This is a genomic window from Campylobacter sp. 2352 PW (assembly GCF_024723575.1).
In the GTDB taxonomy this organism is placed as follows: domain Bacteria; phylum Campylobacterota; class Campylobacteria; order Campylobacterales; family Campylobacteraceae; genus Campylobacter_D.
In genome coordinates this window covers 16,224-36,835 of sequence record NZ_JANQCX010000010.1, presented here as the reverse complement: position 1 = coordinate 36,835, position 20,612 = coordinate 16,224, and the positions used below count along the sequence as shown (strand labels likewise).

Genomic DNA, 20,612 nt, shown 5'->3' with positions numbered 1-20,612 from the left:
AGTTAATGAAGGATTTTAAGCAAACTCCATCTACATTTAATTCATAAGCTTTTTTCAGGTTATTTTTTAAAGTATCAAGCAAAAATAAAATTTTAGAATCAAACATATAAAACTCGGCCATCTTTGATGCAATTTTTGCCAAATTTTCATCTTTTATTAAAATGTATTTTGCACCCAATGCATTAGAAAGTAAAATTTCTTCTTCGTTTTTAACAAAAATACCAAAATCTACTTTTTCATCTTTTGCATTTTTAATAACCGATTCATCATATTCAAAACAATTCACATTGGTTTTAATAAAAATATTTTCATAATGACTAAATTTTTGCATATTTATCAAAGGATGTCCAAAAATTAACATAGCTTTTCCTTTACTTTTAAAAGACAATAATTTCTAAAACCGCGGTTGAAAATTTTATAATCTTTCATTCCTTGTAGTTCATCATAAACCTCGCTACCTTTATAAAGCAAAAATGAAGTTTTTTCATCATAAAAACCATTTGAAATTTCAATCAAAGGTTTTATATCCATCAAAGCCCTTGATGTGATTAAATCTACTTTGAAAGGTGGATGATTTTGTAATTTTTCTTTTATGATATTTATATTTATCAAATTAAGCTCAGTTTTAATCACTCTTAAAAAAGAAGCCTTTTTAATACTAGGTTCAAATAGAAAAAAATTACTATTTTCCAAAATACATGCTAAAAATATTGCAGGAAAACCAGCCCCACTTCCAACATCAACAACCTTTTTTTTATCAATCAAATCACAATAGTCTAAAATTTTTATACTATCGATAATATTGTCGTCTATGTTTTCAAGATGAGTTAGATTATGCACAGCATTAAATTTTTTTAACAACTCTTTATAAAGCGCGATTCTTTGGTAAAAATCATCTTTATTTGCAAAATCTTTTAAAAAATTTAATTGCTCTTCATAAATTTTCAATTTAAATGCCCCATTTGCGTATGTTTAATTTCCAAATAATCTTTATTAAAACGATTTGCTTCAATTAAAATAGGAATTCTTAAATTTACTTTCCCTTTTAAAGAGCTAAGTTTTTCAGGATTATTAGTCAAAAGATTAATCTTAGTAATCTGATAATGTTTAAGCATAAAATCTACTATTTCATAACTACGCTCATCTGCTTTAAATCCCAATTGATGATTTGCCTCTATAGTATTAAAACCCTTATCTTGCAAAGCATAAGCATTAATTTTATTAAAAAGTCCTATACCTCTTCCTTCCTGTCTTAGATAAATCACCATACCACCATGCTCTTGGATATATTTTAATGAAAAGTCAAGTTGCTCACCGCAATCACATTTTAAACTTCCTAAAACATCACCTGTTAAACATTCTGAATGGATTCTAATATTAACTTCTTTTTCTAATTTTCCTTTAAAAATACAAAGATGTTCTTTGTCATTTTCTTTAAAACTTTGTATATTAAATTCTCCAAAACGAGTGGGAAGTTTTGCTATTTCAGAAATTTGAATAGTCATTATTTTCTTCACCTTTTTACAAAAAATATGCTAGAATTTAAGCAATTTTAACAAACAAAAAGGAAATTTATGTTTAAACGCTTTAGAAGATTAAGACTAAATGAGAATATTAGAAGTCTAGTAAAAGAAAATACTTTAAATTTAGATGATTTAATCTACCCCCTTTTTGTTGTAAATGGTACTAATATTAAAAATGAAATCGCATCTATGCCAGGTGTGTTTCAAATGAGCTTAGATGAAATTTTAAAAGAATGCGAAGAACTAATTAGTCTTGGTATTAAAGCTATTATTTTATTTGGTGTGCTAGAAAGTTCTAAAAAAGATAGCTGTGGAAGTGATGCATTGAGCGATGATGGTTTGATTGCTACAAGTCTAAGAGCTATTAAGGCAAAATTTCCTAATTTAGTAGTGATTACCGATCTTTGTTTTTGTGAGTATACTGATCATGGTCATTGTGGTATTATTGATCCAAAAAGTAAAAGCGTGGATAATGATTTAACTTTAGAAATTTCAGCCAAACAAGCTCTAATTCATGCCAAAAATGGCGCTGATATGATAGCACCAAGCGGTATGATGGATGGCATTATTGAAACTTTAAGAAAAACTTTAGATGAAAATGGTTTTGAGAATTTACCTATTATGGCTTATTCTACTAAATTTGCCTCAGCTTATTATGGACCTTTTAGAGATGTGGCTGATTCTGCACCAAGCTATGGGGATAGAAAAACCTATCAAATGGATTTTGCTAATGGTAAAGAAGCCTTATGCGAGAGCTTAGAAGATGAAAAACAAGGTGCTGATATTTTGATGGTTAAACCAGCACTTGCGTATTTAGATGTAGTTAAAGATATAGCAAATCATTCCAAACTTCCACTTTGTGTATATAATGTAAGTGGTGAATATGCTTTATTAAAAGCAGGTCAAAAAGCAGGTGTGATTGATTATGAAAAAATAGTACTTGAAACCATGCTTGCATTTAAAAGAGCAGGAGCTAAGCTTATCATAACTTATCATGCAAAAGAAATTGCAAAATTATTAAACAAGGAGTAAGATTGGATAGTCTAAGTAAAAAAAGTTCTCAAGATATCATCAATGAATTATCAAATTATTTGGGTATAGAAAAACACAATCAAACCATATTTCATCTAACTCATATAAACGAAAAAGAAAAAAAATTAAGCTTAAAAAATGGCCATGAATTAGCACCTGAACCATGGTTTATAGTAGATGAAAATGGCGAAGTTAAAACTATGTTTTCAGTAAAAACCCTAATTGAGTTTTTACAAAATGCCAAAGAGGTGCAAAAAGATAATTTTGAACTCAAATTAGAAAAGGCTATTTATCAACAAATTCCTATTGATTTTAACGATGTTTGGACAGTTGCTATGGATGAGATTAAACATCAAGTTACCAAAGGCGTAAAAGAAGTAAATATTGATTTAGATCAACTAATTAGCAATATTCATGCTAAACATCCTAATTTGTTTATTAACATGAAAGAAATGATGCAAAAGGTAAAACCAAATGAAAGATTATAAAAGCTTTGTTAAATACTCCAAAGCAGGCCCAAGATATACATCTTATCCTACTGCAGTGGAGTTTAACACTCAGTTTAAATATGAAGATTATATACAAATTTTAAAAGATCAAAAAGCACAATTGTCTTTGTATTTTCATTTGCCTTTTTGTAGAAGCGCTTGCTATTTTTGTGGTTGTAATGTAATATATACTGCTAAAGAAGAAAGCAAAGAAAGATACTTAAATTATCTTTTTAAAGAACTTGATCTTTTAGCAAATATCATCAACACCCAAAGAGAAGTAGCTCAAATGCATTTTGGTGGTGGTACACCCACTTTCTTTTCTGCCAAACAATTACAAAGTTTGATTTTAAAAATTAAAAGCATTTTTCCGAATTTTACCCAAGATAGTGAAGTAAGCTGTGAGATTGATCCTAGATTTTTAAATGAAGAACAAGCTGATATTTTGATCCAAAATGGTTTTAACCGTATTAGTTTTGGCGTGCAAGATTTTGATGAAAAGGTTCAAAAGGAAATTCATAGAATTCAACCTTTTGAATTAACCAAAAATGCAGTAGATATGGTAAGAAAAAAGGGAATTAACTCAGTAAATATGGACTTAATCTATGGTCTTCCTTATCAAAGCCTAGAAAGTTTTAAGCAAACTTTAGAAAAAGCATTACTAATCAATCCTGATCGTTTTGCTATTTTTAACTATGCACATGTGCCTTGGCTTAAAAAAAATATGAGAAAATTCGATGAAAGCACATTACCAAGCCCTGATGTAAAACTTCAGATTTTAGAATACTGTGAAAAATTTTTAACTCAAAATGGTTATAAAATGATAGGAATGGATCATTTTGCAAAACCACAAGATGAACTTTTTAAAGCTTTAGAAAATGGTAGCTTGCATAGAAATTTCCAAGGCTATACTACAAAAGGTGGAACTGATTTAATTGGTATTGGCTTAACAAGTATAGGCGAAGGACAAAGACATTATATGCAAAATTTCAAAGACATGCCAAGTTATGAAAAAGCTATTGATGAGGGTAGATTACCTTGTGAAAAAGGTATTATGCTTGATGATGATGATGAAATAAGAAAAGCTGTTATTATGGAACTTATGAGTAATTTTGCCCTTAATATAAAAAATATAGAAAATAAATTTAAGATTGATTTTTTTGAATATTTTAAACAAGATTTAAAAGAACTTGAAGAACTAAGCGAATTTGTCACTATAGATGAAAATTATATCAAAGTTAATGAAACAGGAGTACTTTTAATACGTAATATTGCTATGTGTTTTGATAAATATTTAAAACGCATTAGCGAAGATAAAAAAGTATTTTCTAAAACGGTTTAATATGCTAAATGTTAATGAAATTTCTAATGCTTGCGTAAAATGTGGCAAATGCATACCAGTTTGTACTATACATGAGATAAACCGCGATGAGAGCACTTCTCCTCGTGGTTTTTTGGATTTAATTAGTGCTTATAAAAATCAAGAACTAGAACTTGATAAAAATCTTAAAAAAACTTTTGAATCATGTTTTTTATGTACAAATTGCATTGAAGTTTGTCCAAGTCATTTAAGAGTAGATAGTGCTATTGAAAAAGCACGCTTTGATATAGCTCAAAAATTTGGCATAGCATGGTATAAAAAGCTTGCTTTCTTTTTTTTAAGACACAGAAAGATTTTAGATATCTTAGCGAGATTAGGCTATGTTTTTCAAAGTTGTGCTTTTAGCTTGCAACATAAAAATTTAGGAATGAAAGCTAAATTTAGCCTACCTTTAATCAAAAAAGACCGCTTATTGCCTTCTTTAGCTAAGAAAAGTTTTTTAGCCTCTAATCCTGATTTTATAAACAATCAAGGCGAAAAAACTATAGGACTTTTTATAGGTTGTTTATCTAATTATTCCTACACTAATACAGGTTTTGCTTTACTTGAAATTTGTAAGCATCTTAAAATTAATGTAGATTTATTAAAAGATCAATCTTGTTGTGGTGCTCCTCATTATTTCACCGGAGATTTTAACAGTGTAGAAAAATTAGCTAAAAAAAATATCATTTATTTTGAGGAAAAATTAAAAACACTAGATTATATCATTATCCCGGAAGCGACCTGCTCTGCGATGATTAATATAGATTATGAACATTTTTTCCATATGCAAAATGATGAAGAATGGGCAATAAGAGCTAAAAATATTTCCAGTAAAATACTGCTTGCAACAAAATATTTTTATGAATACACTAATTTAGAAGAACTTTTAAAAACAAAGAAAAAAATAAATACAAAAATCGCATATCATGATCCTTGCCATGCAAGAAAAATGCAAGGAGTTTTTAAAGAACCAAGAGCTTTACTAAAGCAAAATTATGCTTTTAAAGAACTTATCAAGTCAAATGAGTGCTGTGGTTTTGGTGGAGTTAGCATGCAAACTGATCATTATGAAAAAGCTTTGCAAGTTGGCATAAAAAAAGCTCAAAACATACAAAAAAGTAATGTAGAAATCATTAGTGCAGAGTGCTCAGCTTGTAGAATGCAAATTTCAAATGCATTAGAGCATGAAAAAATTTCCACAAGATTTTTACACCCATTAGAACTTATAGCTAAAACACTTCAAGATTGAAAACTAATCTTGATGTTTAATATCTTCAATGTTTGATCTATTTTTTTCTATTAAAATTCTATTTTGTTCTATGTTTTCACTATTTTTCTTGCATTCATTTTTTAAAATCTCTATATTTTTATGCAAAATCTTTATTTTTCTTTCATAACGATTAATCAGCAAAAACACTATAAATAAAAATAAAATTAAAATAGCCCAATTTAAAAATGCCATATTTATCCTTTCTTTAGATATATTAGTACTTTTTATCTTAAATTACAATTCTTTTTAAATTTGGAGAAAGTTTTACTAAAATTTCATAATTAATAGTATTAAAAAAGTTGGCCATAACATTTGCATCATTCATAACACAAATTACCTCACTATCATTCTCACAAGAAAAGCTATCCATAGACATTTTTCCAAGTATTTTTTTACCATTAGGAAGAAAAAAATCTTTTTTACCATCATAACGCAAAAGCCCATCAGCATAACCTAAATCATAAGTTGCTATTTCGATATCTTCTTTTGCACTATACATTCCACCATAACCAACACTTTGACCTTTTTTTAACACTCTTTGGCTTAATTTTTCAGCCCATAAACTCAAAACCCTACGCAAGTCTTTATTAAAATGCGCATAACCAAACTGTACAAGCCCTACTCTACAATACTCATCATCTTCTAAAGTATTTGCTCTAAATAAAGCTTCAGAATTATGAGAATGAAATACTAAGTTCTTAGCCTCTTCTTGTAATAAATTATAAATTAACTTTTTAGCGTATTGAAATTTTTGTTTTTGCACAAAATAACTTGCATCTACTTCATCACTTCCTGCAAAATGCATCATCACTCCATGAAGTTGCAAACTATGATTTTTAAACTCATGCAAAGTTTCTTGAATTTCTTCAAGCAAAATTCCATTTCTATGCATATTTGTATCTATGACTAAATGAATTTTTGTATTTTTTTTAAGCTTTTTTATGTCATTTTTTGCATTTAATGCATAAATAAATTTTTCACTTTCATTACCATGTGGTTGATGAGATAAAATTAAGATATTATCAAAAATATTTTCAAGCTCTTTTGCTTCAGCTTCATTTTTTACGGCTATAAAATTTATACCTTTTGCTCTAGCTATAGGAGCTAAAAGTTTAGCTCCATGACCATAAGCATTATCTTTAAAAACACAAATTACTTTTTCATAACCTCCAGCCTTAGAGGCTATTAGGTCAAGATTATACTCATAAGCTAAGCGATCGATTTTTATATAAGCCATTATTGTTCAGCTAAAATTTGCATTTTGTCTTCAACTAGCTTAACATAAAGAACTTTTTCTCCTTTGAATTTATAATTAGTACTACGATAATCTTCATAAAATCCTATTCTAAAAATCTTCTCATTTTTTTCATTTGGATAAGGACTTATGCTAAGATCTGAAAATTTAATAGTTTTTTCTTCTTTTTTAGCAAAAATTCTTTGTTTGTTTTTTGCAAACTGCTCATATGAAAATTTATTTTTATGTTTAAATATTTTTTGATCATAAAAAGATAAGTATTTGTCAATGTCACTTTTTTGCCAACTGTCTTTCCAAGCAAATAAATTTGCTAACAAAATAGCAACTTCTTCATGGTTTGTTCTTACTTTATTTTTTTCTTCTGTCATTGCATATGATTTTCTATCAGCGACTAATTTATTAAAATCTTCTAGTAAATCATTTTGTACAGCAATACAACCTCTAGTTTTATAAGTATCTAAACGCGTTCCATCTAAAGGATATCCATGAATCCAAATTCCACCACCTGTTTTACCTAAAGTTTTATCTAAAACATTTGGATAAGTTGTCGCAAAAGCAAATGGTCCATAATATGGGTCACCAGGATAAAATTTCTTTCCAAGCTCGTAAAAACCTATAGGAGTTTTTAAATCCCCTTCTATTTCTTTATCTCCAGCCAAACCAGTTAAAACATCTTTTTGAATAAATTTCTTTTCTACTTTTCCATCATTATAATGATAAACTCTAATGATTTTATCGCTTTTATTAGTCAATACAATAGCTATATTTTCTTCATAGTAACCAAGGCTAACATTTTTATCTTTTATCTCATCAAGCCAAAAATCTTTCTTACTTAATTCTTGCTCTAACACCTTTTCAACTGCATCAATACCTTGATTTAAATAAATTTTTGCAAGATCGCTTGCATTTACAAATACAACCAGACTAAATAATACTAATATAGTTTTAAACAATTTATACCTTTCTATTAAAATTTAAAACAACAAAGAGATAATTATAATATTTTTACAATAAATATATTTTTAATTTTTTCCGTGTATAATGTTTATGATTGACTAAAAAATATAAAGGAATGATAATGAAAAAATTACTTAGTTTAGCTATATTAAGCACCTTTGCTATTGCAAATGAAATCACTATAAATGATCCTTATGTTAGACAAACTCCGCCAAATTCTAAAACAACAGCAATTTTTTTAGAGCTTAAAAATAATTCTGATAAAGATATAAAACTAATAAAAGCTCAAAGTTCATTAAGCGATACAACTGAAATTCACGATCATATCATGGAAAATGGTAAAAAAATGATGGTGCAAATCCCTCAAATTACTATAAAAGCTAATTCAAGCGCTGAACTTAAGCCAGGTGGCATGCATATTATGATACTAAATCTTAAAGAGAATATCACACCTCAAACCAAAGCTAATTTAACACTTTATTTTGATGATAATAGCACAATTGAACTAAAAGATATTAAGTCAAGAAGTATTAAAAAATAATGAAAAATCTACTTATCTTTGCCCTAGCTATAATTTTTGCTATATGCGGGGCTTATTTTTATACTAATTCAACAAATTCTGGAAAAAAAAGAGAGTTAATCACCACTCTAACGCCTTTAGCATGCGATCTAAACATCCAAGAGTGTGAGTATAATTTTAAAGATAAAAAAGTCTTGATAAATTTAAACCCAAAGCCTATAACTACACTAAATGAACTTGATTTAAATATCACTAATTTAGGTGAGTTTAAAAAACTAAACGCTAGAATTTATGGACTTAATATGTATATGGGAGATATTGTTCCACAATTTAAAAAAATCAACAACGCTTATCATGCTAAATTAGTTTTAAGTTCTTGCATACTAGATGTGATGCGTTTTAGAATAGAACTTTTTGATGATGAAACTCCGCTAGATTTTTATTTTGACTTTGATGTAAAAAGGTAAAGTATGAAAAAAATAAATATTTTTTTATTAATTGTGGTAATTTTTGGGGTGTTTTTTATATCAGTGCAATATTTTGAAAACAACAAATACAATTTTCACTTAAATTCTGAAAAAGGCATGCTTAGTTTAAAAGATTTTATCGGTAAAAAATTGATTGTATATTTTGGTTATACATATTGTCCTGATGTTTGCCCTAGTGAACTTGCCTTAATTGCCAATGTTTTAGAAAAAATGCCAAATAAAGAAAAAGCTCATGTGGTGTTTATCTCACTAGATCCAGCAAGAGATAGCAATCTAACTCAAACTAGTCAATGGGTAAAATATTTTTATCCAAATTCTACTGCTTTAGTTGCTAAAGATGAAAAAGAATTAGAAAAAGTTACTAGAAATTATGGTGTGGTATATGAAAAAATCAATCTTAAAGATTCTGCCATGGGATATTCTATAGCACATAGTGGTGAAATTTATCTGATTGATGAAAAGGGAAAATTTATTAAAACCATAAAAGATATTAGTTATGAAAGCTTTTTTAACGAAATTCAAAAATTCTTAAACGAATAAATTTTTACAATTTATTCGTTTCTTAAAGTATCTAAAATATCTACTTGAGTTGCTTTTTTGGCAGGATAATAAGAAGATAAACTTACAATCACAATAGCTCCAAAAAGTGTAATACAAAAATCAACTAAAGAAAGTTCTAAAGGCAATTTACTCATACCATAAACATCGCTTGGCAAAGAAATAATATCAAAATTTCCAAGCACCCACAAAGCTATAGCTGCAAGAATCACACCTGCTATAATACCACTTCCACCTATTAAAAAACCTAAAGAAAAAAAGGTTTTTTTAATCTCTAGCTTACTAGCTCCTAAGGAAAGCAATAAAGCTATTTCGCTACGTCTATTCATCACTATCATCAATAAAGAGCTTACTATATTTAAACTTGCAACTAAAATAATCAACATCAATACTATAAACAAAGCTCTTTTTTCTAAAGCTAATGCTGCAAAGAAATTTCCATTTTGCTCCCACCAGCCTATACTAGCATATCTTGCACCCAAAAAAGCTTCGATTTGTTTAATATCTTCAAAGGGTTTATTTGAATACACATGCACTCCATCATAACTTCCTTGAGGATATGACAAAATCTTAGCTAAAGCTTTTACATCTGTATACATATAAGTTTTATCATAGGCTAATAACCCTGAAGAAAAATCAGCCTTAACATCAAATCTTTTAACCTGCGGGATAAGCGAAAGTCCACTAGCATTAAGATTGGAAAAAATTAGAGTTATTTTTTCATTATAATCTAGTCCAAATTCATCTTTTAAACCCTTACCAATTAAAATATCAAAATTATCTAATTTTTTATCTTCTAAAGCTTGAGCTACTACTTCATTGATCTTTTTTTCATCTTCAAAATTAACCCCAAAAAGCATACCGCCTTCTAATTTTAAATCATTTCTTGCTATGACTTGAGTAGCAATATAAGGACTAAATAATAAATTTGGAAATTTGATTCTTAATTCTTGTAATAATTTATCATCCACACTTGCTCCAAAACGTGGCAATATAGTGATAGGATAATTCATAGTAAAAAGTTTTCTTTCAAATTCCTTATCAAAACCATTCATAATAGCCATTGCAACTAAAAGCACGCAAAGCCCTATACTCACACCTAAAAAGGCTAAAATTTTTGAAAGCATGATAAAGGGTTGATCTTTATCAAAACGCAAATATTTAAATAATAAATAACGAGGGATACTTTTTTGCATTTTATACTCTTAATATTTTTTTAAGTATTTTAACTTGATTTTTATAAAAGCTAGCTTTGTATTTATTTAAGATAATATACAAAGGCACTATTATCATGAAATTCAACTATAAATCTTAGTGGCAAAATTCTTACATAAGTTTCACTTTGAGCGCTTGCTTGTTCACTTTTTACAAAATCTTTTACATCTATTTTTGCATTAAAAAAGCAATCAATTAAATCATTTTTGTGAGCATTTAAAAAATTAAATTTATCTAATTTTGTCATTTTCCCTTCATCTACCATGCCAAAATCATTGCGCGCTAAAGACTTCAAGTCACTTGATGTATAAACTAACTCACAAGCATATTCTAAATTCTTTTTTTTGCTCTTGGTCATAGCCATAGAAATAGTTTCATTTTGATGAAAAAGGATTAAATTTTTATTAGAGAATTCTGCCCAAAATATAAATTCATCTTGGGCAGTAGCATTAAAAATTATAAGGATTAATAAGCAAACAATTCTTTCCACTTGTCAGCATCGATTTTAAGTTCTACATTTACTCTATAAAGACCATCTTTAAAGTCTTGATCAACTACACTTGCATTTTTAATCAAACCATTTACTTGTGCTGTAATAGTTGAACTTTTAAGCATTGCATCTTTTACTGTATCTTTACCATTAACTCTTACACCATATAACTTACTAGCTAATTGTCTATAAGCATCAGTGATTGCTGCTCTTTTAGCTAAGGCCAAAGCTTGACCAACAGAAACTGTATTTAAAGGAGCAATACCCTCACCCACTGCTGTAAAAGTTAAATCATTGTCTGTGCTTGTATCATTTGCAAGCATTTTTTCTTCTCTAATGATATTACGCACATCATCTTTGTCTACTTTTTGAACTACAACATCAGAACTTGCAGCTTGAGTAGCTTGAGCTTGAGCAGGTTTCGTACCTCTTTGATCTAGTGCACACGCACTAAAACCTAAAGCCAAACAAAACATAAAAATAACTTTTTTCATTTTTACACCTTCAATTTATTTGATATTATTTAAGATAGCAAAAAGCATTCCAGAATTTTACTATTCTAAATTTAAATCCATATTAGTTTCAGCATCTAATTCCTCATCTTCTTCTTTAGGGCATTTAGCAATGCTTACAACCTCATCATTTTCAACATTAACAACAATAACACCACTTGTGTTTCTACCTGCTTTTCTAATACTTTGCATATCAACGCGTATCATCTTACCACTGCTTGTTAATGCCATTAAATCCATACTTTCATCGACTATAACTATTCCGATTAAATCTTTTGTTTTAGCAGTAAGTTTCATGCATATTACACCCTTACCACCTCTACTTTGAAGTCTATATTCACCTGCATCAGTACGCTTACCTATACCTTTTGCGCTTACGCTTAAGATTTCTTGCGCGTCATTTTCTATAACAACAGCACCCACAACTTCATCATCTTTTTCTTTAAATTTAATCGCAGTCACCCCTCTACTTACGCGGCCAATCTCTCTAACTTTAGCAAGTGGGAATTTAATACACATACCTTTTTTAGTAACTGCAAAAAGCATTTTACCACTAACAATTTCAAACTCTTCGCTATTTTCATTTGTTTCAATTTCCAGATTATCTTCTGCTTCTAAGTTTTCGTCTGTATTTATATTTACAATTTCATTTTCATCTCTTGCTACGATAATTGCAGTAACAAGTTCATCATTTTCATCTAGATTAATCGCTTTTACACCCACGCTTCTAATGTTTTGATATTCACTTAAATTTGTGCGTTTTACGATACCATTTTTAGTAAAGAAACACAATGATTTACTTTCATCAAAATCAGTGGTTGGAATAATTGCCATGATTTTTTCATCTGCTTGTAGATTAATGAGATTAACCACAGCTTTGCCTTTAGCAGTTCTACTTCCTTCAGGAATTTTATAAACCTTAAGCCAATAAAGCTGTCCACGATCAGTAACAAACATCAAAGTATCATGTGTATTTGCCGTAAAGAAACTTTCTATAAAATCATCATCATAAGTTGTAACCGCGACCTTACCTTTACCACCGCGTTTTTGTTTTTCATATTGCTTACTTGGAACACGCTTAATATAGCCACGATGAGTGATAGTAACTACCATATTTTCATTTGGTATTAAATCTTCTATATCAATATCATCATAGTCATCTTCAATTTGAGTAATTCTTGGTACATCAAATTTTGTTCTGATTTCTTTTAACTCATCTTTGATTAAATTTTCAAGCAAAGTTTCGCTTTTTAAAATTTGATCAAGCCTTTCAATTTCTGCTAATAATTCTCTTAATTCATTATCAATTTTTTCTCTCTCAAGACCTGTTAAACGGCCTAATTTCATATCTAAAATAGCATTAGATTGAAGCTCGCTTAGACCAAATTTTTGCATTAATAAATTTTTAGCCGTTGGATTATCAGGAGAGTTTTTAATCAAAGCTATCACTTCATCAATATTATCTAGTGCTATTTTTAAACCTTCTAAAATATGCGCTCTAGCTCTAGCTTTTTGCAGCTCATAAATAGTTCTTCTAATAATTACAGTTTTTCTATGATTTAAGAATAAATTTAAAAGTTCAATTAAAGAAAAAACTTTTGGTTCTTTATTATGTATAGCAAGCATAATTACACCAAAAGTGCTTTCCATAGTGGTAGATTTAAAAAGATTATTTAACACAATCTCGCTCATAGCATCGCGTTTTAACTCAATTACTACGCGAATTCCTTCTCTATCACTCTCATCTCTAACTTCAGCAATGCCTTCGATTTGTTTTTCTTTAGCAAGTTCAGCAATTTGCTCTATCAATCTTGCTTTATTGGTTTGATAAGGAAGTTCATCTATTACAATAATATCTTTATTAACTCTTTTTTCAATATGGGTTTTTGCTCTTACTTTTACCCTACCACGACCTGTGTGGTAAGCTTCTATAATACCCTTTTTACCAAATATAATACCACCGGTTGGAAAATCAGGACCTTTAATAAATTGCATTATTTCTTCTAAACTTGCATTTTTATTATCAATTAAATAAAGCAAACCATCAATAAGCTCATTCAAGCTATGCGGAGGAATATTAGTAGCCATACCTACTGCAATACCACTTGAACCATTAAGTAATAAATTTGGCACCCTAGCAGGTAAAACATCAGGTTCACTCATAGAATCATCATAATTTGGTATAAAATCAACCGTATCTTTTTCTATATCACGCAAAAGTTCTTCAGCTAAAATCGTCATCCTAGCTTCAGTATAACGCATTGCAGCAGCGCCATCACCGTCAATAGAACCAAAGTTTCCTTGCCCATCTACGCTTGGATAACGCATAGAAAAATCTTGTGCCATTCTTACTAAAGCATCATATACAGCTGTATCACCATGTGGATGGTATTTACCGATAACATCACCCACTATACGCGCTGATTTTTTGTATGCACTACGACTTCCAACACCTAAATCATTCATAGCATATAAAATTCTTCTATGAACAGGCTTAAGCCCATCTCTAGCATCAGGTAAAGCACGGCCTATAATAACACTCATAGAATAATCTAAATAACTACTCTTTATAGAACTTTCTATATCTATATTTTCAATATCTGAATCTTTAGTAAAAATATTTTCCATAAAAATCCTTAAAATTAATCTTTATATTTTAGCAGATTATTCTTTTGCATTAGCTAAAACTAAAGCAAAAAGTACTTCGATATTATTTTTTTCTAAAAGCTCTCTTGCTTCAAGCAAACTTAATCCCGTAGTTACAACATCATCTACTAAAATCACAGGATACTTTGGACGCTTTAAAAGCTTATAAGATCTTTTATTATCTTTACGAAATTGCAAACTTTTTCCACTATATTTAAATTCTGAATTAGCTTGCAAAGCATGATACATAGGTTTTATAAATTGAGTTTTTAAATGTTTGGTTAAAATAGCAGTATGAGAGTAGTTTTTATATGTTTTATCATCCAAGGCTATGGCATTAATTTTACAAGAGGGTTGAAAAAAATCTTTAAATTTAGCAAAACTTAATTTTGCAAGCGCATTTAAAACAAAATATCCTTGAAATTTGTGTTTAAAATAAATTAGATGTTTAATTTGTTCATATTGATAAAAATAATAAACCTTAAAACCTTTATCAAGTTCTCTTATACCTAAAGAATATTCTAAAAGCTCTTCCTTGCAAGCTGGACAAAAGCTCGCAAAGGAAAATCCATGGCAACTAAAACACCTCACAAAGAGCTGATAATATCTGCAGATTTATTAGCTACTTGTTTTATAAGAAGCTGAGTGAAGAAAGGCAGATCTTTAATATTATAAAAACCTTTAACTTCTTGTTTAGTTTTAATGTTAATAGTTTTATTAGTGTTAATATCTTTTAATATTAACTGACTAGCAATAATTGAAAATAAAGAATTAGAATCAAATTTAGAATAAAAATCATTAAAACTTAAATCTACTCTTAAAACATAAGGAGAATCTTGTGTATTTTCAACCACTACTATACCTCTATTTTCTAATTCTTCTTTTAAAAACACATAAAAATAGTAGTTAAAATTTTCATTAATATAATAATTATTTCCATTAGAAGAAGAATATTTCAAATTCTCATTTAAATCATACACTCTATGAATATAAACTTTTTTCAAAGAAGCACTTTTATCAATTGTTCTTTTATTTGTACAATACTTAAGTCCTACATCACTAATATACACAAGACCTTTAATTTTTGCTTCATATGCTTTAGAATCAGAAGGATTATAACACTGTGCTTGGATTTTTATAACTTCATTAACCTTAGCTACACCTTGATTTTTAGGGTTTACAGCACAAGCGCCAAAAAACAAAGCTAAAATACATACGAACATTTTTTTAAACATTATCTTTCCTTAAAAGCAATCATCTTTTTGATTAAGATGATTTTTAATCAGCAAAAATTATACCAAAAACAAATGAATTTTACTAAAAATTACTTTTTTTCACACAAAAATAATTTTGTAAAAAAAAATTATATAAAAATTAATATTTAAAAGAAAATTCATTTAGAATATGTTACAAAACTACAATATTTTAAAGGAGTTGTTAAATGAGTTCAAACACAAAAACACTTATAGTTATTGCTGATTTAGTGTTATTTATCGCTTTGCTTTATTTCTCCCCTTTTGGCGAAACCAAGGTAAACCAAGGATTATCCCTGTTGATCTTTATCGCTATATTGTGGCTTAGCGAAGCTTTGCATGTTACTATTACAGCTATTTTAGTACCTGTTTTAGCAGCCATCTTAGGATTATTACCTACTGCTAAGGCTTTAACAGGCTTTGCTGATTCTAATATCTTTTTATTTTTTGGTGGTTTTGCTCTAGCAGCAGCCATGCATCATCAAAAACTAGATAAGCTAATTGCGCATAAAATTTTAACCCTGGCAAAAGGACATTTAGGTTTATCAAGTTTATATATTTTTATCACTACTGCATTTTTATCTATGTGGATGAGCAATACTGCAACTGCAGCCATGATGCTTCCGCTTGCTATAGGCATGCTAGCTTCACTTGATCCACAAAAAGATAGAAATACTTATGTTTTCATTCTTTTAGGTATAGCTTTTAGTGCAAGTATAGGTGGTATAGGTACTATAGTGGGAACTCCGCCAAATGCTATTGTTGCTACTCAATTACACATTAGTTTTGCACAATGGCTAAAATATGGTATTCCTATTGTTTTAATCTTTTTACCTGCAATGATTTTGATTTTGTATTTTATGTTTAAACCAAGATTTAATCTACAAGTTGATTTACACACTGAAAATATAGAGCTTACAAGGCCTAGAATTATCACTTTAATAATCTTTTTAGTAGTTGCACTATCTTGGATTTTTAGTGGTAATATAGGTCCTATCATCACAAGTATTTTTGGACATAAAATAGCAAATCTTGATGCGATTATTGCTTTATTAGCTGCTGTTTTAGTATGTGCATTTAAAGTAATTGATTGGAAAAATATACAAAAAAATACTGATTGGGGCGTGTTAATGCTCTTTGGTGGAGGTATTACTCTAAGTGTAGTGTTAAAAGATTCAGGTGCTAGCAAGGTTATGGCTGATACCATTATTTCATTTATAGAAAATGGACATTTATTTGTTATAGGCTTAATCATAGCATTTTTTATAGTATTTTTAACAGAATTTACCTCAAATACTGCTTCAGCAGCCTTGCTTGTGCCTTTGTTTATCTCTATAGCAGATACTTTAGGTGTTCCTGCTTTAGGACTTGCTTTGATTATTGCTATTGGCGCTTCTTGTGCTTTCATGCTACCAGTTGCTACACCACCAAATGCTATAGTTTTTGGTACTGGTCATATCAAACAACAAGAAATGGTAAGAGTAGGAATCATACTAAATATATTCTGTTCAATTAGCCTTGCAATAATTGCATATTTCTTCTGGTTATAATCTTTTAGTCCTTTTGGACTAAAAGGTCTTTACATCTTAAAATATATTTTTTTACATTTTCACTTTTATACAAAGCTTCTCTTATACACACACCTGCTAAATTTAAATCTTTTAAGTGGTTTATAGTTTGAGTATTTATGCCACCTATGGCATAAATGGGTATTTTTGAAACTTCTAACAAATCTTTTAAATTCTTAATACCTTTTGGAGCTAAATCAGCCTTACAAGAGCTTTCAAATACATGTCCAAAAAAAGCATGACTTACTTTAAGCTTATAAGCTAAATCTAATTCTTCTTTAGAATGGATGGAAGTACCCAAAAGCTCAAATTTTTTATAGCTTTGTAGGAAATTTTGTAAAACAAATAAAGGAGCATGAAAAAATTGATGATTTAATTTTAAACAAACTTCATAATGGTAATGCAAAAAGCAAATCTTTTGAGTTTTATTAAAAATTTTTAATACTTCTTTGGCTAATTTAGCGTATTCTAATTCATCTAAATGTTTTTCTCTAAGCACTAAAGCATCAATACTACTTTGGCTTAGTTTTTCAATAAAATTTAAAAAATCTCCTTGGGTATTTTGACTATCGCTAATAGCAATGACTTTTTTATCCCACATAAATACTATCGCTCATTATAGCTTGCAAATTTGCATTTTTTAACATAGATAAAACCTCATCAACACCACGCATATCGCTAATTTGAAACTGATCATCACCTTTTTTATCGCCTTGATGCTCACCTACTCCCACGCTCACACCTGCACTCATTTTAGTAGCTCCAAGTTTAATAACCCCGTCTCTAAATCCTGCTCTTTCACGCGTAGAAATCGTAATACCTGCAAAAGGTAAAAACAATCTATAAGCACATAAAACTTGCAAAAGTCTTGTTTCACTTACATCTTTTGGATGAATTTTTTTATTATTGATAATAGGTCTTAGTCTAGGGATAGACAAAGCTATTTCAGCATGAGGGTATTTTTGCTGTAAAAAATACGCGTGTAAAGCCGTAGCAAAAGCATCTTTTCTAAAATCATCCACGCCAAGTAAAGCTCCAAAAGCAACCCCTCTCATACCTGCTTTTAACGCTCGCTCTTGTGCATGAAAACGATACTCAAATACACTTTTTTCACCTTCAATATGAATTTTGGAATAAGTTTTTTGATTGTAAGTTTCTTGATAAACACTTACATATTCACAACCCTTTTCATGAAGCAGTGCATACTCATCTACATTCATAGGATAAACTTCAATCCCAACGACTTTAAAATACTCTTTTGCTATCTCACAAGCTTTGGCAAGATATTTTACGCTAGCATATTCCCTGCCCTCACCTGTTAAGAGTAAAATTTCTTCCAAGCCACTTTTTTTAATCTCTTGCATTTCTTTGTGAATTTCAGCCTCGTTTAACTTAGCTCTTTTAATATTATTTCCTTTTTGAAATCCACAATAAGTACATTTGCTATTGCAAAAATTAGAAAGATATAAAGGCGTAAAAAGCAAAATGGAATTTCCAAAATATTTTTGAGTAATCTTGCTTGATTTTTGTGCTAAATCTTCTATAAAATCTTCTGCTGCGCTTGAAAGCAAGGCTTTTAAATCTTCTAAGTTAAGATAATCTTTAACTAAAGCTTGTTTTACATCAAAAGCGCTAAATTTACTTTCATCAAAATTTTCAACTTCTTTTAAAACCTTAGTTAAAATTTCACTTTCAATACTTTGCATATGAGGATATTTTTGCATTTTAATCTCTTAAAAAACCACTCAAAGGCGAGCTTGCACTTGGCGTGCTTTCATTTGCTATGCCTGCTAAATACGCATTATATCCTGCCTCTATAGCTAAAGCAAAAGCCTTTGCCATTTTTGATACATCTTTAGCTTGAGCTATGGCAGTATTTGCCATCACTGCACTTACTCCCATTTGCATGGCTTCACAAGCTTGTGCGGGATTTCCTATGCCCGCATCTACTATAATAGGCAAGCTAATTTCATTAAGTAAAATTTGTATAAATTCTTTAGTTTTTAAGCCTTTATTGCTTCCTATAGGAGCTCCAAGAGGCATTATAGCAGCAGCTCCTGCATTAGCCATAGCACGTGCTACATATAAATCAGGATACATATAAACTAAAGGTGTAAAACCCTCATTTGCTAAAAGTTCTACTGCTTTTATACTTTCATAATTATCCGGTAATAAATATTTACTATCGCTAATTACTTCAACCTTAATCATATCTCCACAACCAAGCTCTCTTGCAAGTCTTGCTATACGCAATGCCTCATTAGCATTTCTTGCACCTGAAGTATTAGGCAAAAGCTTAATGTGCTTTGGGATAAAATCAAGTATATTTTCTATGCCTTTATCATTTACCCTACGCAAAGCTAAGGTGATAATCTCAACTTTTGCTTCTTCAATGGCTGATTTTATAAGCTCAAAAGAAAATTTCCCGGAACCTAGAATAAACCTAGAATTAAACTCATATTTTCCTATTTTTAATTTTTCCATTACTCGCTCGCTAAAAGTTCTAAAACTAAATTTGCTTGATGTCCTGCACAAATATTTACACGCGGTGCCATAAGTCCATTACCTACTTTTGCCTCGTTTTTTAAATCACCACAAACATAAAAGTTTTTTGCAATTTTTCTTGTTTGTATACTGTTGCTATCGCCATATCCTGCTAAGCCAGAAGCACAAATTAATGTTTTTTGAGGATAGTGTTGGTGAAAATTTTGCGCTAAAAGCGCTTTATATTTTGCACTATCAAAGGCTTCACAAACTATATCATCATTTGTAAAAAGTTTGGCTATATTTTCTTTTTCTATTTTTAAAACTTGTGCAAATACTTCTATAAAAGGATTAATTTTAGCGATTTGATCTTTTAAAGCTTCAGCCTTAAATTTACCCAAATCTTCCACCATATAAGCTTGGCGGTTAAGATTGCTTGGCTCCACCACATCAAAATCAATCAAATGAAGCCTACCAACCCCACTTCTTGCTAAATTTATAGCTATATGCGATCCAAGCCCACCAAGCCCACACACTGCTACACTTGCCTTTTTGAGTTTATCATGAAGCTTTGGAGTATGTCTTGCTCTCATCATAGCATCAAGAGCTTCATATGGTGGTAAAGTATTTTTTTCTATACAAAAAAGCTCATCATTTTCTTTTAGCTCCAAACTTTCTTTTGTCGCAAAACCATTGATTATCCATACATCATTTTCATTTTTACTCACACTTTGAAAAAATTCCAAAGTGTTTTTAAAATGCGTGTCTATCATACTACCATTAAATTTAATTCTCATCAACCACCACCTACAAAAGTAACAATCTCTACTTTATCATTTTCTTTTAAAATTAGATTTTCAAATTTATCCCTTGGGATAATTTCTCCGTTTATTTCTAAGGCGATAAATTCTATTTTCAATTGCTTTTCTTTAACATAATCCATAAATCTAAGCTCTTTTAATTCAAGCTTTTGTCCATTGATAATCATGT

Annotated in this window: 25 protein-coding genes; 8 read left to right on the top strand and 17 right to left on the bottom strand. The window is 29.5% G+C overall.

Annotated features, from left to right (window positions below; all coding sequences use genetic code 11):
- From CAMP5121_RS06400 to ribA, 3 genes are all read right to left on the bottom strand, one after another.
- The coding region (locus CAMP5121_RS06400) for a hypothetical protein (RefSeq protein ID WP_263664190.1) at nt 1–361 on the bottom strand (361 nt) is incomplete at its 3' end.
- Nucleotides 355–942 carry a 16S rRNA (guanine(527)-N(7))-methyltransferase RsmG gene (gene rsmG, locus CAMP5121_RS06395; protein ID WP_442863291.1) on the bottom strand — a complete coding sequence of 196 codons (588 nt, stop codon included), beginning with the start codon at nt 940–942 and terminating at the stop codon, nt 355–357. The genes rsmG and CAMP5121_RS06400, both read right to left, overlap by 7 nt.
- Nucleotides 943–944: 2 nt before the next feature.
- The gene (gene ribA, locus CAMP5121_RS06390; RefSeq protein ID WP_263664192.1) at nt 945–1,505 is read right to left on the bottom strand and encodes a GTP cyclohydrolase II; all 561 of its coding nucleotides are present in this window, start codon (nt 1,503–1,505) and stop codon (nt 945–947) included.
- A gap of 69 nt (nt 1,506–1,574) precedes the next feature.
- Between ribA and hemB the strand changes: the two genes are divergently transcribed.
- From hemB to CAMP5121_RS06370, 4 genes are read left to right on the top strand one after another with little or no spacing between them, the layout of a single operon-like run.
- On the top strand, nt 1,575–2,555 hold the full coding sequence (hemB, locus tag CAMP5121_RS06385) for a porphobilinogen synthase (protein ID WP_263664193.1): 981 nt from the start codon (nt 1,575–1,577) through the stop codon (nt 2,553–2,555).
- Nucleotides 2,556–2,557: 2 nt separating this feature from the next.
- Nucleotides 2,558–3,043 (top strand): DUF2603 domain-containing protein, encoded by a 486-nt coding sequence (locus tag CAMP5121_RS06380; RefSeq protein ID WP_263679654.1) that lies wholly within the window; start codon nt 2,558–2,560, stop codon nt 3,041–3,043.
- Entirely contained in the window at nt 3,030–4,385 is a 1,356-nt protein-coding gene (gene hemN / locus CAMP5121_RS06375; protein WP_337215123.1) for an oxygen-independent coproporphyrinogen III oxidase, read from the top strand. The genes CAMP5121_RS06380 and hemN overlap by 14 nt, the downstream gene beginning before the upstream one ends.
- A gap of 1 nt (nt 4,386) precedes the next feature.
- Entirely contained in the window at nt 4,387–5,655 is a 1,269-nt protein-coding gene (locus CAMP5121_RS06370; RefSeq protein WP_337215122.1) for a (Fe-S)-binding protein, read from the top strand.
- Nucleotides 5,656–5,658: 3 nt separating this feature from the next.
- Here the strand turns inward: CAMP5121_RS06370 and CAMP5121_RS06365 are convergent, their stop codons facing one another.
- Genes CAMP5121_RS06365 through CAMP5121_RS06355 form a run of 3 tightly spaced genes read right to left on the bottom strand, consistent with a single transcriptional unit; the run spans nt 5,659 to nt 7,899 of the window.
- Nucleotides 5,659–5,868: a hypothetical protein gene (locus CAMP5121_RS06365; protein WP_012661838.1), complete on the bottom strand. Its 210-nt coding sequence runs from the start codon at nt 5,866–5,868 to the stop codon at nt 5,659–5,661.
- Between the two features lie 37 nt (nt 5,869–5,905).
- Nucleotides 5,906–6,913 (bottom strand): alanine racemase, encoded by a 1,008-nt coding sequence (locus CAMP5121_RS06360; RefSeq protein WP_337215121.1) that lies wholly within the window; start codon nt 6,911–6,913, stop codon nt 5,906–5,908.
- A complete protein-coding gene (locus CAMP5121_RS06355; RefSeq protein ID WP_442863290.1) occupies nt 6,913–7,899 on the bottom strand; it encodes a L,D-transpeptidase family protein in 987 nt (328 codons plus the stop codon). The genes CAMP5121_RS06360 and CAMP5121_RS06355 overlap by 1 nt, the downstream gene beginning before the upstream one ends.
- Before the next feature lie 110 nt (nt 7,900–8,009).
- Here CAMP5121_RS06355 and CAMP5121_RS06350 point away from each other — a divergent pair, with 110 nt between their 5' ends.
- Genes CAMP5121_RS06350 through CAMP5121_RS06340 form a run of 3 tightly spaced genes read left to right on the top strand, consistent with a single transcriptional unit; the run spans nt 8,010 to nt 9,436 of the window.
- Nucleotides 8,010–8,429 (top strand): copper chaperone PCu(A)C, encoded by a 420-nt coding sequence (locus CAMP5121_RS06350; protein WP_039668649.1) that lies wholly within the window; start codon nt 8,010–8,012, stop codon nt 8,427–8,429.
- A complete protein-coding gene (locus CAMP5121_RS06345) occupies nt 8,429–8,875 on the top strand; it encodes a hypothetical protein (RefSeq protein WP_337215119.1) in 447 nt (148 codons plus the stop codon). The genes CAMP5121_RS06350 and CAMP5121_RS06345 overlap by 1 nt, the downstream gene beginning before the upstream one ends.
- Before the next feature lie 3 nt (nt 8,876–8,878).
- The gene (locus CAMP5121_RS06340) at nt 8,879–9,436 is read left to right on the top strand and encodes an SCO family protein (protein WP_337215118.1); all 558 of its coding nucleotides are present in this window, start codon (nt 8,879–8,881) and stop codon (nt 9,434–9,436) included.
- Nucleotides 9,437–9,447: 11 nt separating this feature from the next.
- Here CAMP5121_RS06340 and CAMP5121_RS06335 read toward each other — a convergent pair whose 3' ends face one another.
- The 6 genes from CAMP5121_RS06335 to mapA form a co-directional block, all read right to left on the bottom strand.
- Nucleotides 9,448–10,650: an ABC transporter permease gene (locus CAMP5121_RS06335; RefSeq protein ID WP_337215117.1), complete on the bottom strand. Its 1,203-nt coding sequence runs from the start codon at nt 10,648–10,650 to the stop codon at nt 9,448–9,450.
- Nucleotides 10,651–10,712: 62 nt separating this feature from the next.
- Complete coding sequence (locus tag CAMP5121_RS06330) at nt 10,713–11,159, bottom strand: hypothetical protein (RefSeq protein ID WP_337215116.1); 447 nt, start codon at nt 11,157–11,159, stop codon at nt 10,713–10,715.
- On the bottom strand, nt 11,135–11,653 hold the full coding sequence (locus CAMP5121_RS06325) for an LPP20 family lipoprotein (protein ID WP_263679645.1): 519 nt from the start codon (nt 11,651–11,653) through the stop codon (nt 11,135–11,137). Before CAMP5121_RS06325 ends, CAMP5121_RS06330 begins: the two co-directional genes overlap by 25 nt.
- 60 nt (nt 11,654–11,713) lie before the next feature.
- A complete protein-coding gene (gene gyrA / locus CAMP5121_RS06320; protein ID WP_337215115.1) occupies nt 11,714–14,299 on the bottom strand; it encodes a DNA gyrase subunit A in 2,586 nt (861 codons plus the stop codon).
- 36 nt (nt 14,300–14,335) lie between these two features.
- Nucleotides 14,336–14,908 (bottom strand): ComF family protein, encoded by a 573-nt coding sequence (locus tag CAMP5121_RS06315; RefSeq protein WP_263709000.1) that lies wholly within the window; start codon nt 14,906–14,908, stop codon nt 14,336–14,338.
- Nucleotides 14,905–15,552, bottom strand: a complete 648-nt coding sequence (gene mapA / locus CAMP5121_RS06310; RefSeq protein WP_263664206.1) for an outer membrane lipoprotein MapA — start codon at nt 15,550–15,552, stop codon at nt 14,905–14,907. The genes CAMP5121_RS06315 and mapA overlap by 4 nt, the downstream gene beginning before the upstream one ends.
- 206 nt (nt 15,553–15,758) lie before the next feature.
- Between mapA and CAMP5121_RS06305 the strand changes: the two genes are divergently transcribed.
- Nucleotides 15,759–17,120, top strand: coding sequence for a DASS family sodium-coupled anion symporter (locus CAMP5121_RS06305; protein ID WP_263707265.1), 1,362 nt, complete (start codon nt 15,759–15,761; stop codon nt 17,118–17,120).
- 4 nt (nt 17,121–17,124) lie between these two features.
- Here the strand turns inward: CAMP5121_RS06305 and CAMP5121_RS06300 are convergent, their stop codons facing one another.
- The 5 genes from CAMP5121_RS06300 to thiS are packed head-to-tail and all read right to left on the bottom strand — an operon-like array spanning nt 17,125 to nt 20,610.
- Nucleotides 17,125–17,739: a thiamine phosphate synthase gene (locus CAMP5121_RS06300; RefSeq protein WP_337215114.1), complete on the bottom strand. Its 615-nt coding sequence runs from the start codon at nt 17,737–17,739 to the stop codon at nt 17,125–17,127.
- The gene (gene thiH, locus CAMP5121_RS06295; RefSeq protein ID WP_337215113.1) at nt 17,729–18,862 is read right to left on the bottom strand and encodes a 2-iminoacetate synthase ThiH; all 1,134 of its coding nucleotides are present in this window, start codon (nt 18,860–18,862) and stop codon (nt 17,729–17,731) included. Before thiH ends, CAMP5121_RS06300 begins: the two co-directional genes overlap by 11 nt.
- A gap of 1 nt (nt 18,863) precedes the next feature.
- The gene (locus CAMP5121_RS06290; protein WP_263703057.1) at nt 18,864–19,622 is read right to left on the bottom strand and encodes a thiazole synthase; all 759 of its coding nucleotides are present in this window, start codon (nt 19,620–19,622) and stop codon (nt 18,864–18,866) included.
- Entirely contained in the window at nt 19,622–20,422 is an 801-nt protein-coding gene (gene thiF / locus CAMP5121_RS06285; RefSeq protein ID WP_337215112.1) for a thiamine biosynthesis protein ThiF, read from the bottom strand. The genes CAMP5121_RS06290 and thiF overlap by 1 nt, the downstream gene beginning before the upstream one ends.
- Nucleotides 20,419–20,610, bottom strand: a complete 192-nt coding sequence (gene thiS, locus CAMP5121_RS06280; RefSeq protein WP_337215111.1) for a sulfur carrier protein ThiS — start codon at nt 20,608–20,610, stop codon at nt 20,419–20,421. Before thiS ends, thiF begins: the two co-directional genes overlap by 4 nt.
- Between the last annotated feature and the right edge of the window lie 2 nt (nt 20,611–20,612).

What these genes read in the sequence shown, in the direction of transcription:
- ribA (WP_263664192.1), bottom strand. Translation starts at nt 1,505, where the DNA reads ATGACTATTCAAATTTCTGAAATAGCAAAACTTCCCACTCGTTTTGGA.
- hemB (WP_263664193.1), top strand. Translation starts at nt 1,575, where the DNA reads ATGTTTAAACGCTTTAGAAGATTAAGACTAAATGAGAATATTAGAAGT.
- hemN (WP_337215123.1), top strand. Translation starts at nt 3,030, where the DNA reads ATGAAAGATTATAAAAGCTTTGTTAAATACTCCAAAGCAGGCCCAAGA.
- CAMP5121_RS06370 (WP_337215122.1), top strand. Translation starts at nt 4,387, where the DNA reads ATGCTAAATGTTAATGAAATTTCTAATGCTTGCGTAAAATGTGGCAAA.
- CAMP5121_RS06365 (WP_012661838.1), bottom strand. Translation starts at nt 5,868, where the DNA reads ATGGCATTTTTAAATTGGGCTATTTTAATTTTATTTTTATTTATAGTG.
- CAMP5121_RS06360 (WP_337215121.1), bottom strand. Translation starts at nt 6,913, where the DNA reads ATGGCTTATATAAAAATCGATCGCTTAGCTTATGAGTATAATCTTGAC.
- CAMP5121_RS06350 (WP_039668649.1), top strand. Translation starts at nt 8,010, where the DNA reads ATGAAAAAATTACTTAGTTTAGCTATATTAAGCACCTTTGCTATTGCA.
- CAMP5121_RS06345 (WP_337215119.1), top strand. Translation starts at nt 8,429, where the DNA reads ATGAAAAATCTACTTATCTTTGCCCTAGCTATAATTTTTGCTATATGC.
- CAMP5121_RS06340 (WP_337215118.1), top strand. Translation starts at nt 8,879, where the DNA reads ATGAAAAAAATAAATATTTTTTTATTAATTGTGGTAATTTTTGGGGTG.
- CAMP5121_RS06335 (WP_337215117.1), bottom strand. Translation starts at nt 10,650, where the DNA reads ATGCAAAAAAGTATCCCTCGTTATTTATTATTTAAATATTTGCGTTTT.
- CAMP5121_RS06325 (WP_263679645.1), bottom strand. Translation starts at nt 11,653, where the DNA reads ATGAAAAAAGTTATTTTTATGTTTTGTTTGGCTTTAGGTTTTAGTGCG.
- gyrA (WP_337215115.1), bottom strand. Translation starts at nt 14,299, where the DNA reads ATGGAAAATATTTTTACTAAAGATTCAGATATTGAAAATATAGATATA.
- mapA (WP_263664206.1), bottom strand. Translation starts at nt 15,552, where the DNA reads ATGTTTAAAAAAATGTTCGTATGTATTTTAGCTTTGTTTTTTGGCGCT.
- CAMP5121_RS06305 (WP_263707265.1), top strand. Translation starts at nt 15,759, where the DNA reads ATGAGTTCAAACACAAAAACACTTATAGTTATTGCTGATTTAGTGTTA.
- CAMP5121_RS06300 (WP_337215114.1), bottom strand. Translation starts at nt 17,739, where the DNA reads ATGTGGGATAAAAAAGTCATTGCTATTAGCGATAGTCAAAATACCCAA.
- thiH (WP_337215113.1), bottom strand. Translation starts at nt 18,862, where the DNA reads ATGCAAAAATATCCTCATATGCAAAGTATTGAAAGTGAAATTTTAACT.
- CAMP5121_RS06290 (WP_263703057.1), bottom strand. Translation starts at nt 19,622, where the DNA reads ATGGAAAAATTAAAAATAGGAAAATATGAGTTTAATTCTAGGTTTATT.
- thiS (WP_337215111.1), bottom strand. Translation starts at nt 20,610, where the DNA reads ATGATTATCAATGGACAAAAGCTTGAATTAAAAGAGCTTAGATTTATG.